The following is a 14,241-nucleotide window of genomic DNA, read 5'->3' as shown; positions in this document are numbered from 1 at the left end:
AAATTCCTTTTCACGGCAGCAGTAATTCAAGCTCGCCCCCTGGAGAGTCGAACCCGCAGGCAATGGCAAAAGCGCGAAGACTCTTCCGTTACCTGCGTGAGCCGTTGGGCCTGCATTAACACAAACCCGTGCGTTCTGTGCAGTTCGCGGTAAATAACCGAATTATGTTGAAGTAAGCCACGCATAATGGAAATATGGCGGTTCATTATCGCGTGGCGGAATGGTTTGGCCACGTTCCGTTGACCGGCCGGACCTTTCCTTTCAGCACGGCTGGCGGATTGGCCGATGATTGCCAAAGGAAGTCGGTTTGGACCAGGGGACCGTGTGAGCGAAGAATTGCCGCGACAAGGTAGACATGAACGGCAGGGCCGGTCTCTGGTGCGTCGCGTGACGCTCGGTCTGGCTTTGGCGTGGTTGGCGTTGGTGATAGGTATTGCACGATGGATGTCTCAGGGAATGGAGGCATCACGGCTGGACAGCCTCGCTGCCAGCGCTGAATACGAGGCAAGAATTACTGCGCGCGTCATGGACCGGTTATTTACCGAGATGGTGAGCGTGGCGAACATGGTGGCCCGTCAGGGCCAAGTGATCCAGCTTGCCATTCGATACCGCACGGATCCGCCCGGCGTAGCCGATTTGTCTCGAGAGCAGCGAGCCGCCCTGTTTACGCGGGATCCATTGGTGCGCAGGGTGGGCGACTTTATGAATGAGCTGGCCAGCGATCTGCGATACGCCCGCATTTATATGAACAATATGTCGGACGATACTGTGACGGCCAGCAACTGGGCGGAACCCGATAGCATCGTTGGCATGATCTACTCGGGCCGGGCCTATCTCGGAGACGCATTACGCGATGGCTACGGCAGCTATTTCGGCATTGCCCGGCTGAACAAGAGCCCATCGTATTTCGTCGCCAGCCGTATCGAAGACTCGAATGACGTGCCGCAGGGCTCGGTGACTGTAAAGTTCGATGCGCCAGATGTGGCTCTTTACCTGGCCGGGCGACATATTGCGTTGGTTGTGAATCGCCAGGGAAGGGTAACCACGGCCTCGTCCGAGCCATTCATGCTGCGTAATGTTGCAGCGCTTTTACCCGCTGGTTCGGTGCTGCCTTCCGATGGCGATGAAGACCCGGGCGAACCCCTGGATATTCGCGCCATGCCCGGCTCCCTCCAATCCGGCCGTTGGTTCATCGATGGCAGGCCGTATCTGGTGAGATTGCAGCCGCTGACGAATGGGCAATACCACTTGATCACGCTGGCCTCGCTCGAATATCTGGCGCCCACGCGCAAGCGACATATCTGGGTGACGGGATTGGTGGCGATGGTCGGTCTGGTCCTGATCCTTCTTTCCAGCCATGTGGTCGCGCAAATGGTGAGACGCCGCCAAGATGAACGGCACGCCGCTAACCATGATGCGCTTACCGGCTTGCCGAACCGGCGAGCGATCATGGCGGAGTTGGAGCGGTATTTCTCGGAGGCGAATCGGACGCAGCGGTCTGTTCAGGTCGCGTTTATAGATCTGGATGGGTTCAAGACGATTAACGACACCTACGGCCACGACATTGGCGACAAATTCTTGATCGAGGTTGGCCGACGGCTGTCGGCAGGCCTGGATTCAGGGGATGTGCTGGGTCGATGGGGGGGAGACGAGTTCGTCGTCGTAGGCTTGGGCGCAAGGTCAGGGTCAAAGGCCGATGCTGTGGTTGAAGCGATGCGCACGCGGCTAGCCCCCTTGCTCAGCGGCACCTACACCTTGGACGGCTGCAGTTTTCACTACCCTGGCGCGAGCTTTGGCATCGTGAATGCCGATCCGTCGGCCAGCGCTTTGCAAACCGTCCTCAAGGAAGCAGATCAATTGATGTATGCAGACAAGCAGGCGCGGCGCGAGATGCAGATTGCGTAATTGCCTGTCGGGCTGATCCCGGGGATACCTGCATCCACCTACCTCCTCGAAACCCACGACCGTCATGCGGCAGCCCAATATACTGTATAAATATACAGTATATTTGAAGTCGAGAGCAGCGCAATTCGGCCGGGTTTCGGCCGAAAGGGGACGGAGCATGATCGACGTGGAATGGACACAGCGGGACGATTATTACTGGCAGGGGCCTGCGGGTTGGACGATCTCCCGGGTCTTCGTGGACGGGATGTGGCAGTACGAACTGTGGTTCAGCCGCGGCGGTGGAGGCACCATTTACGGAATGCGCGCTTCATTGGAAGGCGCGCAAGAGCTGTATCAGCAAAAGCTACGCTAGTTTCTTGCCTGTTCGCTGGGGGGATTCGGGTCAGCCGCTAGCCCGCGTCAGTGGCGCAGCGAGCCCTCGGGAGGCCGCCCGCGGCATGGCCTCTGTCTGCGGCGGCCGTTCATCCTGCAGGCGGAACACACCTACGGCTTGCAGCAGTTCGGCCGCTTGCGTTTGCAAGGCCGTCGACGCGCCAGCGGCTTGCGCCACCCGGGCCGCATTCTGGCGGGTCAATTCGTCCATCTGGGTCACCGCCTGATTGACCTCGTCGATGTCCGTGGTCTGCGCGCGCCCGGCATCGCCGATCTGGCCGACGATGCCGGCCACTCGCTCGATGCTGGCTACCACTTCGCGGATCACGCCAGCGGCATGGTCGGCCTGGCGAAAGCCGCTGTCCGTTTTTTCCAGCGAACCGTCGATCAGGCCGCGGATCTCGCGCGCGGCGCTGGCGCTGCGTTGCGCCAGCGCGCGGACTTCGGTGGCCACGACCGCGAAACCGCGTCCGCTTTCACCGGCGCGGGCCGCTTCCACTGCCGCGTTCAAGGCGAGTATGTTGGTCTGGAAGGCGATGCTGTCGATCAAGCCGGTGATCTCGGAAATTTTCCTGGCCTCTTGCTGGATTTCTCCCATCACGGCGGCGACGCTCGCCACCGCCACGCTGCCAGTGTCGACAATGCGCCGCGCTGCGTCGGTCTGTTCCTGGGCGTGCTGGGCATTGGTGGCGTTGTCGTGGACGTTCGCCGCCAGGCCGCGCATGGAAGCGACGGTGCGTTCCAGTGAATCGGCCTGGGTCCGGGTGCGTTCTTCCAGCTGTTGATTGTCCTGCATGATGCCGCGCGATGCGGCCGACAGGGCGGTGGCCGTGGTCCGGACCCCGCTCAGGGTCCGGTGCACGGCGTCCATCGTGGCCTTGAAGCTGCGGCCCAGGCTGCTGTCCATGCTCATGCCGCCGAAGCGCAGGTCGAATGCGCCGGCCTCGCGGCCGATGTGCGCGCTGAGCCGGGCCAGTTCCTCGGCCGCCACGGCGGCCCGTTCCATTTTCCAGGCCAGCCAGCCTAGCGCGGCGGCCTGCACGACGACGTAGGCCGCGTGCAACAGCACCATGGGCAGGCTGGGCTCGGTGAAGCAAATCGCGCTGTAACCCCATTGCTGCAGGAAGTTGAAGGACAGGTGATGCAGCGCGATGACCACGGCCGCGCACAGGATGGTGCGCCAGTCGCGATAGGCCAGGAGCAGCGAAAGCAGCACGAAGATGCCGAAATGGATTTCGGCCATGCCGGACATCAGATGGATATGGAGCGCGGCCAGCACCATCAGGCTACAGGCCACCGCCAGGCGGGTGCTCAGCCGGCCGGGCCGCCAGAGTATCAGCAGCGACGGTATGCCTGCGGCGGCCAGGCCGATTCCGAGGGCGGCGCCCCATCGCCCGTACTGAGGGGCCATGCACAGTCCGACCGCAAACAGCAGCCAGAGCAGGGGCAGCATCGCCCGGTCGGTCCGGCGGTACGAGTCTTCCAGCAAATCGCTTGCGTTGCGCATGGCATTTCCTTGCGACGGGAAGCGCGGAGCCCCGCGCACGCTCGATTTTTATTCAATAATTCCAATTTGTGAATATATATTCCAAATTATTCTTTCCTGTTGGCGCGGCGCTACTGGGTGGTCCGTCGGGTGGCTGTAGGCCCGGAAACTGGCACTTTGCACGGCGCGTTTGAAGCGAGCGGAAAACCTGGGATATCCTGCTGCCCATCATGATGAGAGTACTGTGGCTCTGCCTGGGTTGCCTGATGCTGGCGTTGGGTGTGATCGGCGCGTTTCTGCCCGTCATGCCTACGACCATATTCCTGATCCTGGCGGTGGCCTGCTTTTCGCGTTCTTCGCCGCGCTTGGAGAAATGGTTGCTGGATAGCCCGACCTACGGTCCCTCCCTGCGCGCCTGGCGGGACCAGGGCGCCGTGTCGCGCAAGGGCAAGACCTACGCCTGCCTGGGCATGGCCGTCGGCTACGTGCTGTTCTGGTGGGGCGCGCACCCGTCGTGGATGCTGGCCGCCGCCGTTGCCGTATTTTTCCTGGCCAGCGCGGCCTACGTCGTCACGCGGCCGGCGCCGCAGGATCCGCAGTCCGGCGCCCAATAGCCGCCGGCGTCAATGCGAATGCCGGGGATCGCCCCGCGTTTCCACGACCTTCAGATACAAGGTGGCGGGCTCCAGGCAGCCGCCGGTTGAAAGCTGGCCAACCAGTTGCCGGTACAGCTCCTGCCACGGCGTCTGAGGTTCCGGCGCCTGGTAGGGCGGCTCCAGCTTGCGGCGCGCCAGTTCGGTTTCGTCCACCAGGGCGATGACCGAGCGCTGGTTCAGGTCGACGCGGATGCGGTCGCCGGTGCGCAACAGCGCGAGGCCGCCGCCCACCGCGGCTTCCGGCGACATGTTCAGGATCGAAGGGCTGGCCGAGGTGCCGCTCTGGCGGCCGTCGCCCAGGCAGGGCAGCGAGTCTATGCCGCGCTTGAGCAGATGCGAGGGCGGCGCCATGTTGACCACTTCCGCGCTGCCCGGATAGCCCACGGTGCCGGCGCCGCGGATCACCAGGATGCAATGCTCGTCGATGTTCAGGGCGGGGTCCTCGATGCGCGCGTGGTAGTCCTCGGGACCTTCGAACACGATGGCGCGCGCCTCGAAGGCGTTCTCCGAACCCGGCTCCGATAGATAGGCGCGGCGGAAGGCATCGCCCACAACCGACATTTTGATGATCGCGCTGTCGAAGAAATTGCCCGACAGGACGATGAATCCGGCGCGATGCTTGAGCGGCGCGTCGCAACTGCGGATGACGTCGGCATTGTTGGTTCTGGCCGCGGCCGCGATCTCGCCGATGGTCTTGCCGGACACGGTGGCGCAGTCCGTATGCAGGCGGCCGGCCGCCGTCAGCTCATGCAGCACGGCCGGGACGCCGCCCGCGCGGTGGAAGCCTTCGCCCAGATGCTCGCCCGCGGGCACGCAGTTGACCAGCAGCGGCACGTCTTCGCCCAAGCGCTGCCAGTCATCCAGGCTCAGGTCGATGCCGGCGTGGCGGGCCATGGCGATGAGGTGCGGCGGGCAGTTGCTGGAGGCGCCCAGCGCCGAGGCCACGACGATGGCGTTCTCGAAGGCTTGCCGCGTCAGGATGTGGGACGGGCGCAGGTCCTCGCGCACCATGTCGCAAATGCGCAAGCCGGTGGCATACGCCATCTGGCCGCGTTCGCGGTAGGGCGCGGGGATGCTGGCGCAGGTGGGCAGCGACATGCCCAGGGCTTCGGCCAGCGAGTTCATCGACAGCGCCGTGCCCATGGTGTTGCAGTGGCCGATGGACGGCGACGATGCCGTGGCCAGCGTCATGAAGCCTTCGTAGTCCAGCTTGCCCGCGGCCATCAGGTTGCGTGCATGCCAGATGACCGTGCCGGAGCCGACGCGCTGGCCGTCGTGCCAGCCGTCCAGCATCGGGCCGCCGGACAGCACGATGGCGGGAATGTCGACGGTAGCCGCGGCCATGAGGCAGGCGGGCGTGGTCTTGTCGCAGCCGGTGGTCAGCACCACGCCGTCCAGCGGATAGCCGTGCAGAATCTCGACCAGGCCCAGGTAGGCCAGGTTGCGGTCCAGCGCGGCGGTGGGCCGCCGGCCCTGTTCGGCCAGCGGGTGCACGGGAAATTCCATGGGGATGCCGCCCGCGTCGCGGATGCCGGCCTTGATGCGCTCCGCCAGCGCCAGATGATGCCGGTTGCAGGGCGCCAGATCGCTGCCGGTCTGGGCGATGCCGATGATCGGCCGCCCCGATTGCAGTTCCTGGCGCGTCAGACCGTAGTTGAGATAGCGCTCTACGTAGATGGCCGTCATGTCGGCGTGAGCCGGGTCGTCGAACCACTTCTGGCTACGCAGCTTGCGGGGAGTCTGGGACATGGAGTTCTCGTTTACAGCGGTTGCGTGGCGGCCCGGCGCGCGTCCGGGCCGCTGGGACTAATTGCGCGCCTTCTGGATTTCGTCGTTGAGCTGCTTGACCAGCTCGGGGCCGAGTTCCTGCGTGTACTTGTCGACCACCGGCTGCACCTTCTGGCGCATGCGCGCGACCTCTTCGGGCGAGACCGTGTTGATCTTCATGCCGGCTTTCTCCAGCGTGGTCATGGCCTTCTGCGAATCGGCGCGGCTGTCCTGGCGTTCAAAGTCGCGCGAGGATGCGGCCGCCTGGCGGATCAGCTTCTGCTCTTCCGGCGACAGGGTGTCCCACCACTTTTTGGAGGCCAGCACCACCCAGGGCGTGTAGACGTGGCGGGTGATGGTCAGGTAGGGCTGCACCTCGTAGAACTTGCTGCTCTGGATGGTGGTGATGGGATTTTCCTGGCCGTCCACGGTGCGTGTTTCCAGGGCGGTGAACAGTTCGGAGAACGGCATGGGCACGGCATTCGCGCCCAGCGTGTTGAAGACGCCCAGCGCGATCTGGTTCTGCATCACGCGCAGCTTGATGCCCTGCAGGTCTTCCGCGCGCGCGATGGGGCGTTTGGAATTGGTCATGTTGCGAAAGCCGTTTTCCCAGTAGACCAGGCCGACGATGCCCTTGGCCTCCAGCTTCTTCAGCATGTCCTGGCCCAGCGGGCCGTCCAGCACGGCGTCCGCTTCCTTTTCGCTGTTGAAGAGGAAGGGCAGGTCGAACACGCCGAATTCCTTGACCATGCCGGCCAGGGGCGCGGTGGAGCCCACCATCATTTCCTGCACGCCGCCAACCAGGGCGCTCTGCATCTGTTCGTCCGAGCCCAGGTTGGCCGAGCCGAAGGTCTTCATCTTGAGCTTGCCGCCGCTGACTTTCTCCAGCTCCTGCGCCAGGTGGCGCGCGGCGCGTCCCTGGACGCTTTCCTCGTTCAGGCCGTAGCCGAAACGGATCAGGCGCGGTTTGACGTCGGCGGCGGACGCGACGCCGGCGACGGCGCAGGACAGCGCCGTCGCCAGGACAAGAATGCGGGTCTTGAAACGGGTGATCATGGTGCTCCTCCTTGGGGTTTTTCTAATGCATCCAGCGTGCGGGTACGGTGATCAACTCGGGGAAGATCACCAGCAGGACCAGCAGCAGCGTGTAGGCGACGACGTAGCGCCACACGCCCCTGCAGATGGTTTCCATATTGATGCGGGCGACGCCGCAGACCACGTTGAGCACGGTGCCCACCGGCGGCGTCAGCAGGCCCACGCAGCCCACCATGACGAACATCACGCCGAAGTAGACGGGGTCGATCCCGGCCTTGGTCACCACCGGCATCAGCACCGGCGCCAGGATCAGGATGGTGGGCGTCAGGTCCATCACGGTGCCCACCAGCGTCAGCAGGATCAGCAGGGCGAACATCAGCAGCTTGGGCTGGTCCAGGACCGGTTCCAGCAGCGCGATCAGGTCCTGTGGCATGTCGGCCAGGGTGATCATGTAGGACGAGACCATGGCCGCGGCCACCAGGAACATGACGATGGCGGTGGTGCTGGCGGCGTTGATGAAGAGCGGCGCCAGGTCGCGCACGCTGATCTCGCGGTAAACGAACAGGCTGACCAGCAAGGCGTAGACCGCGGCGACGACGGCGGCCTCGGTCGGCGTGAAGATGCCGCCGCGCAAGCCGCCGATGATGATGACGGGCAGCATCAGGGCCCACAAGGATTCGCGCAGCGCCTTCCAGCGCTTGCTCCAGGGCTCGCGCGGCGCGGGCTTGATGCTGCCGTGCTTGCGCGCCACCCAGGTCCAGACCGCGACCAGCGTGAGGCCCATCATCAGGCCCGGCGCGATGCCGGCGAAGAACAGCTTGGTGATCGACACATTGGTGGCGACGCCGAAGATGATGAACGAGATGGACGGCGGGATGATGGGCGCGATGATGCCGCCGGCCGCGATCAACCCGGAGGCCTGGCCCGCGTCGTAGCCCTTCTCGCGCAGCATGGGGATGAGCAGGGAGCCCAGCGCCGCCGCGTCGGCCACGGCCGAGCCGGACAGCGCGGCCAGCAGCACGCTGGCGAAGATGGCTACGTAACCCAGGCCTCCCTGGATGTGGCCCACGAAGGTGCTGGCCAGGTTGACGATGCGGCGCGAAATGCCGCCGGCGTTCATCAGTTCGCCGGCCAGCATGAACAGGGGCACCGCCATGAGGGTAAAGCTGTTGGCGCCCGACAGCATGTTCTGCGCCAGGATCTGGGTATCGAAAAAGTCCAGCTGGAACATCATGGCGATCGCACTGAGCAGCAGCGCGAAAGCGATAGGCATGCCCAGGGCGATCAGCCCCAGCAACACGAGCAGGAAGACGGTCAGGATCATTGCGGACGTCCGGGCGGGGTAGGGGAGGCGGAGCCGTCAGACCAGCGGGTCTTCAGGGTTGGATTCCGCCGGCAAGGGCCCGCCCGCAAGGACGCGCACCAGATCGATCAAGGTCAGGATGGCCATGGCGGCCGCGGCATACAGCGCCGCGGCATTGAACACGGCCAGCGACATGCCGGTCACGGGCAGCACCGTGTCCAGGCCGATGAGGGTCTGCGTCCAGCTGCCTTCGGCCATCAGCCACAGCACCCACAGGACCAGTAACTGGCAGAACACATGCGAGGCGCGGCGGGCGGCGGGGCCGAAGCGTTCGACCAGCATGGTGACGCCGATGTGCTGATGCGAGCGCAGCGCAATCACCGAACCCAGGAAGATCATCCAGACGAACGCCAGCCGGGAGATCTCGTCGGAGACGTTGATGCCGGAATTGAACAGGTAGCGCAGCGCGACGTTGCCGAACAGCAGCACCACCATGACGGCCAGACAGGCCACCATCAGCCAGGTCTGCAGCGCGAAGCACCAATTGGCGGCGCGGACCAGCGGCGTACCGCCGGGCCGCCCCGGTGGGGAAGCTTGCATGCTTGTCTCCTATCCGTTTCCCGGAATTTTTTAGGGTTATGCTGCGACGAATGTTAGCGCTAACATTTTGCGTTTGGCAAGCCCCGGTTTTTTGCGTCAGACTACGCGCTCACCAACCGATGCCGAAGACCGATGTCCATCCGTAAACCCCGCAGTTCACGCGCCGGCCGCGTCACCATGCAGGATGTGGCGCGCCGCGTGGGCGTGAGCGCGATCACGGTATCGCGCGCGCTGCGCACGCCGGACAAGGTGGCGGAAGAATTGCGACTGCGCATCGCGCGGGTGTGCCAGGAACTGGGCTATGTGCCCAACCATGCGGCCAGCGCGCTGGCGTCGGCGCGTTCGCAGACCATCGTGACGCTGATTCCGTCCCTGAGCAACGTGGTGTTCGTCGACATCATCGCGGGGATCAAGGAAGAGCTGGACCGCCATGGCTACCACATGCTGATCGGCGTGACCGGCTATGCGCCAGACGAAGAGGAAGCCCTGCTGCGCAAGTACCTGCAGCACGCGCCCGACGGCCTGATCCTGACCGGCATCGACCACAACCAGGGCGTATGGGACCTGTTGGACACGCAGCGCATTCCCACCGTGCACACGATCGAGACGCTGGACGGCGGCGAGCACATGAGCGTGGGCTTCTCGCAGTTCGATTCCGGCTATGCCGCCGGCCGCCATCTGGTGGAGCGGGGCTATCGCCGTATCGGCATCGTCGGCGCGCAGCTGGATCCGCGCTCGCTGCGCCGCTGCGAAGGCTGCCGCCAAGCGCTGCGGGATGCGGGCCTGTACGACCCGGCCCTGGAAATCATGACGCCGGAGAAATCATCCATCGCCCTGGGGGCCTCCCTGCTGGAAGCACTGCGCGCGCGCCATCCCGACTGCGACGCGCTTTTTTTCTGCAACGACGACCTGGCCCAGGGCGCGGTGTTCCAGTGCGGACGGCTGGGCGTGCCGGTGCCCGAACGCATGGCCATCATCGGTTTCCACGACGTGGCGGGCACGGCCTGGACCACGCCGCCGTTGTCGACCATCGCCACGCCGCGCTACCAGATCGGCGTATCGGCCGCGGGCTTGCTGATGCGGCATCTGGCGGGCGAGCCCGTCGCCGAACGCCATGTGGACCTGGGCTTCAAACTGGTGCAGCGCGAAACCAGCTGAACGCAAGCCTCAGGCCCGGCGCAGCGCCAGGAACACGCCCGAGGCGATGATCAGCGCCATGCCGGCCAAGGCCAGCGCGTCCGGCGGACGCTGGAACCAGAAGGTGCTGAACAGCACCGCCAGCAGCAGCTGGAAGTAGTTCAGCGGGGCCAGTGTCGCCGCGGCCACGCGCTGAAAGGCGGATATCAGGAAGATCTGCGCCAGTCCGCTGCAGGCGCCCAGGCCGACGATGAAGAGCATGTCCGCAAGATCCGGCCACGGTTCCGGCAGGAAGAACGGCGCCGGCAGTCCGGTGACGATGAGGCAGATGAAGGCGGTGTAGGCATACTGGACCGGCCCGGGCACCTTGCCCGAAAGCTTGCGCGTCAGCACCTGGAACACCGCGTAACTGACCGCGGACACCGCCATCAGCAGCGTACCCAGCCAGGGCAGGTCCGAGCCCGGCCGCACGATCAGCAGCATGCCCGCGAAGCCCGCCGCCACCGCCGTCCACTGGGCGGGCCGCACCCGTTCCCCTAGCAGCCAGGGCGACAACGCCACCATGATCAGGGGCGAGGTGAAGTAGATGGCCGTGGCTTCCGACAGCGGCATCCAGATCAGCGCCGTCATGAAACAGGTGCCCACGGTGGCCAGCAGCAGGCCGCGCAGGATCAGCAGCGGCTTCTCAGAGGCATCGCGCAGCCGCGGCCCGCCGCGGTGCCGCCATAGCAGCGCCACCGCCAGCACGGCCACCGCCGAGTAGCGCATGATGTTCAGGAAGGGCGCGGGGTAGCGCGCCAGCATGTGCTTGGACCCCGCGTCGAAGGTGGCGAAGGCCACCAGCGCGGCGAAGAACAGCAGGATGCCGGTCTGGCGCGCGGCCGCCGGCGAGGGCAATGCGATGGGAACGGAGCTCATGTCGGCGGGCGGGTTCAGGCTGCCGCCCGGCCCGCGCCCTGCAGGAACGCGTCCAGCGCGGGGCCGATGGCCTCGACCATGTAGCCGCCTTCCTGCACGATCACGGTGGGCAGTCCCAGGCTGGCGACGCGCGCGCCGATGTCGCGGTAGGCATCGATATCCAGTTTGAGCACGCTGATGGGATCGTCCTTGTAGGTGTCGAAGCCCAGGGCCAGCACCAGCGCCTGCGGCGCGTAGCCCGCCAACGCGGCGAGCGCCGTGTCCAGCGCCCGCAGGAAGGTGTCGTTGCCCGAGCCATGCGGCAGCGGCAGGTTCAGGTTGCAGCCTTCGCCCGCGCCATGCCCGCGCTCATGCGCATAGCCGGTATAGAAGGGGTAGTAGCCGGCGGGGTCGGCGTGCAGGGACAGCGTCATGACGTCGGCGCGCTGGTAGAAGATGTTCTGCGTGCCGTCGCCATGGTGGGCGTCCACGTCCAGCACCGCCACCTTGGACCAGGTCTGCAGCAGCCGGCTGGCAGCGGCCGCGCTGCTGTTCAGGTAGCAGAAGCCGCCCGCGCGGTCGCGGTGGGCATGATGGCCCGACGGCCGGCACAAGGCATAGGCCATGCCCCCGGTGTTGGCGACGTGGTCGGCGGCGGCCACCGCGCTATGGGTGGAGCGCAGCGCCGAACGCCAGGTCTGGGGGCCGATGGGACAGGACAGGTCGCTCAGGTAGTAGCCGGTCTGGGCCACGATGGACGGCGACGGGCAGGGGCCGCGGCCGGCGAGTTCAACCCGGCCGTTGTAGTAGGGCGAAAGATTGGGCAGCACTTCCGGGCCTGGATCCACGGTGGGCGATCGCATGGCCTGCCAACGCGCGTACGCCGTTTCCAGGTAGTCCAGATAGTCGGCGCTGTGGATGCCTTGCAGCGGCTTGCGGCCGTAGTCCGCCGGTGCCTCCACGCCGATGCCGCGCGCGGCCAATGCGCTTTGCAGGCTTTCCGCACGCGCCGACAGGTCGGTCGGGGCGCTGATGCGTCCCAGCCGCATGAATTGCTGCGGCGCATGCTGCAGCTGCTCTTCCGAGAAAAACGCCTTCATGGCTGCCCTCGCTGGCGTTACGCGTGTTTGAGTTCGATTTCGACGAACACGAATTCGGTGTCGCTGGGGTTGATCACGTTGTGCTCCACGCCGACGGGCCGGTAATAGGCCACGCCGGTGGTGAGCTGGCTGGTGATCTCGCCGTTGGGCGTATCCAGCAAGAGCGGGCCGGTGGTCTGCGGGACCACCACGTAGTTCATGCCGTGGCGGTGCCAGCCGGTTTCGCCGCCGGGCGGAAAGCGCCATTCGGTGACGGTGACCATGTCATTGTCGATCTGCACGGTCGGTATGGCGGCGGGGCGTTGCATGAGGTGTTCTCCTTGGGGGTATGGATATTCTTGTGCGTTCAGGCCGCTTGCGCCTTGGTCGGGTCCCAGTGCTGGCCGGGAACCGCGGCAATCAGCTGCCGCGTGTAGGCGTGTTGCGGGTTGTCAAAAATCTGCGCGGGCGAGCCGTACTCGACCACCTTGCCGCGATGCATGACCAGAACGGAATTGCAGATCTGGGCCGCCACGCGCAAATCGTGGGTGATGAAGACCAGCGCAATCTTCAGGCGTTGCTGCAAATCGTGCAATAGCTGCAGCACTTGCGCCTGGACGGAGACATCCAGCGCCGAAACCGATTCGTCCGCCACCAGCACCTTGGGCTCCAGCGCCAGCGCGCGCGCGATGCCGATGCGCTGGCGCTGCCCGCCCGAGAACTGGTTGGGATAGCGGTCGAAGGCGGACGGGTCCAGCCCGACCAGCGCCAGCAGCTCCCGCACGCGCGCTTCGGCCTGGGCGCGCGGCACGCCGTTGGCGACGGGGCCGTCGCTGATGATGCGGCCCACGGTATGGCGCGGGTTGAGCGAGGCGAACGGGTCCTGGAAGATCATCTGGATGTCGTGGCGCAGCGGCCGGAAGCGCGATTCCGGCATGGCGGCGATGTCCTGGCCGTTGAAGATCAGCTGGCCGCCATTGATGCCCACCAGCTTGAGCAGGCACTTGCCGATGGTGGACTTGCCGGAGCCCGATTCGCCCACGATGCCCAGCGTCTCGCCGCGCCGCACGCTGAAGCTGACGCCGTCCACCGCATGAACCTCGCGTTTGCCGCCGAGCCAGCCGCGGCCCACCACGTAGGTCTTCTTCAAGTCCCGCACGTCCAGCACGGGCTGGTCGTGCGCGGTGGACTCGCGCTCGGCGCCGCGGCGGTGCGGTACGGCCGCGATCAGGCGTTGCGTGTAGGGGTGGCGAGGCCGGTTCAGCACTTCGTCGGCCGGCCCCTGTTCGACCAGGATGCCTTTTTCCATGACGGCGACGCGGTGGGCGATCTCGGCCACCACGCCGAAGTCATGGGTGACGAACATCACGCCCATGCCTTTCTCTTTCTGGATGCGGGCGATCAGCGCCAGGATCTGCGCCTGGGTGGTGACGTCCAGCGCGGTGGTGGGTTCGTCGGCGATCAGCAGCGCGGGTTCCAGCGCCAGGGCCATGGCGATCATCACGCGCTGGCGCTGGCCGCCGGACAGGCGAAATGGGTAGACGTGGTAGAGCGTGGCCGGGTCGGGCAGTCCCACGAAGGCTAGCAGTTCCAGCGTGCGGGCCATGCGCTGCGCGCCCGGATACGCGTTGTGCACGCGCATGACTTCGCTGATCTGCTCGCCCACCGTCATCAACGGATTCAGCGCCGACAGGGGCTCCTGGAAGATCATCGCCATGTCCTTGCCGCGCATGGCCTGCAGGGTGGCTTCGTCCTGCCGTAGCAGGTCCTGGCCGCGAAACAGGATGCGGCCCTGCTGCGGCGTCAGGTAATCGGGTAGCAGACCCATGATGGCGTTGGCGCTCATGGATTTGCCCGAGCCCGATTCGCCGACGATGCAGAGGATCTCGCCGGCGCGGATGTCGTAGGACACGTCCTGCACGGCATAGGGGCGGTCGCCGCCCTTGGGCAAGGCGATGCTCAGGTTCTGGATGGACAGCAAGGGAGCGGAAGCGTTCATGCCGT

13 protein-coding genes are annotated in these 14,241 nt (G+C 65.5%); 4 read left to right on the top strand and 9 right to left on the bottom strand.

What is annotated here, in order from left to right; genetic code table 11:
- Positions 1-285 precede the first annotated feature (285 nt).
- A complete protein-coding gene (locus tag FOC84_RS01700) occupies positions 286-1,905 on the top strand; it encodes a sensor domain-containing diguanylate cyclase (protein ID WP_173142905.1) in 1,620 nt (539 codons plus the stop codon).
- A 157-nt stretch (positions 1,906-2,062) separates the two neighbouring features.
- Complete coding sequence (locus tag FOC84_RS01695) at positions 2,063-2,257, top strand: hypothetical protein (RefSeq protein WP_173142904.1); 195 nt, start codon at positions 2,063-2,065, stop codon at positions 2,255-2,257.
- Between the two features lie 30 nt (positions 2,258-2,287).
- Here the strand turns inward: FOC84_RS01695 and FOC84_RS01690 are convergent, their stop codons facing one another.
- The gene (locus FOC84_RS01690; RefSeq protein ID WP_173142903.1) at positions 2,288-3,784 is read right to left on the bottom strand and encodes a methyl-accepting chemotaxis protein; all 1,497 of its coding nucleotides are present in this window, start codon (positions 3,782-3,784) and stop codon (positions 2,288-2,290) included.
- 209 nt (positions 3,785-3,993) lie between these two features.
- On the opposite strand from FOC84_RS01690, the gene FOC84_RS01685 reads away from it, so the two are divergent.
- Positions 3,994-4,377 (top strand): YbaN family protein, encoded by a 384-nt coding sequence (locus FOC84_RS01685; RefSeq protein WP_173142902.1) that lies wholly within the window; start codon positions 3,994-3,996, stop codon positions 4,375-4,377.
- A gap of 9 nt (positions 4,378-4,386) precedes the next feature.
- On the opposite strand, the gene FOC84_RS01680 is transcribed toward FOC84_RS01685, so the two are convergent.
- Genes FOC84_RS01680 through FOC84_RS01665 form a run of 4 tightly spaced genes read right to left on the bottom strand, consistent with a single transcriptional unit; the run spans position 4,387 to position 9,124 of the window.
- Positions 4,387-6,168 (bottom strand): IlvD/Edd family dehydratase, encoded by a 1,782-nt coding sequence (locus FOC84_RS01680; RefSeq protein WP_173142901.1) that lies wholly within the window; start codon positions 6,166-6,168, stop codon positions 4,387-4,389.
- A gap of 57 nt (positions 6,169-6,225) precedes the next feature.
- A complete protein-coding gene (locus tag FOC84_RS01675) occupies positions 6,226-7,242 on the bottom strand; it encodes a TRAP transporter substrate-binding protein (protein ID WP_173142900.1) in 1,017 nt (338 codons plus the stop codon).
- A 22-nt stretch (positions 7,243-7,264) separates the two neighbouring features.
- The gene (locus FOC84_RS01670; RefSeq protein WP_173142899.1) at positions 7,265-8,545 is read right to left on the bottom strand and encodes a TRAP transporter large permease; all 1,281 of its coding nucleotides are present in this window, start codon (positions 8,543-8,545) and stop codon (positions 7,265-7,267) included.
- A 36-nt stretch (positions 8,546-8,581) separates the two neighbouring features.
- Positions 8,582-9,124: a TRAP transporter small permease gene (locus FOC84_RS01665; protein ID WP_173142898.1), complete on the bottom strand. Its 543-nt coding sequence runs from the start codon at positions 9,122-9,124 to the stop codon at positions 8,582-8,584.
- 132 nt (positions 9,125-9,256) lie between these two features.
- Here FOC84_RS01665 and FOC84_RS01660 point away from each other — a divergent pair, with 132 nt between their 5' ends.
- Positions 9,257-10,282 (top strand): LacI family DNA-binding transcriptional regulator, encoded by a 1,026-nt coding sequence (locus tag FOC84_RS01660; protein WP_173142897.1) that lies wholly within the window; start codon positions 9,257-9,259, stop codon positions 10,280-10,282.
- Between the two features lie 9 nt (positions 10,283-10,291).
- Here FOC84_RS01660 and FOC84_RS01655 read toward each other — a convergent pair whose 3' ends face one another.
- The 4 genes from FOC84_RS01655 to FOC84_RS01640 are packed head-to-tail and all read right to left on the bottom strand — an operon-like array spanning position 10,292 to position 14,236.
- Positions 10,292-11,179, bottom strand: coding sequence for a DMT family transporter (locus tag FOC84_RS01655; RefSeq protein ID WP_173142896.1), 888 nt, complete (start codon positions 11,177-11,179; stop codon positions 10,292-10,294).
- Positions 11,180-11,193: 14 nt separating this feature from the next.
- A complete protein-coding gene (locus FOC84_RS01650; RefSeq protein ID WP_173142895.1) occupies positions 11,194-12,258 on the bottom strand; it encodes a histone deacetylase family protein in 1,065 nt (354 codons plus the stop codon).
- A gap of 17 nt (positions 12,259-12,275) precedes the next feature.
- Positions 12,276-12,566 (bottom strand): cupin domain-containing protein, encoded by a 291-nt coding sequence (locus FOC84_RS01645; protein ID WP_088139700.1) that lies wholly within the window; start codon positions 12,564-12,566, stop codon positions 12,276-12,278.
- A gap of 38 nt (positions 12,567-12,604) precedes the next feature.
- Positions 12,605-14,236: an ABC transporter ATP-binding protein gene (locus FOC84_RS01640; protein ID WP_173142894.1), complete on the bottom strand. Its 1,632-nt coding sequence runs from the start codon at positions 14,234-14,236 to the stop codon at positions 12,605-12,607.
- Positions 14,237-14,241 lie beyond the last annotated feature (5 nt).

Origin of the sequence: Achromobacter pestifer, from assembly GCF_013267355.1 — a bacterium.
Taxonomy (GTDB): Bacteria; Pseudomonadota; Gammaproteobacteria; order Burkholderiales; family Burkholderiaceae_B; genus Achromobacter; species Achromobacter pestifer_A.
This window is presented reverse-complemented; position numbering and strand designations above follow the sequence as displayed.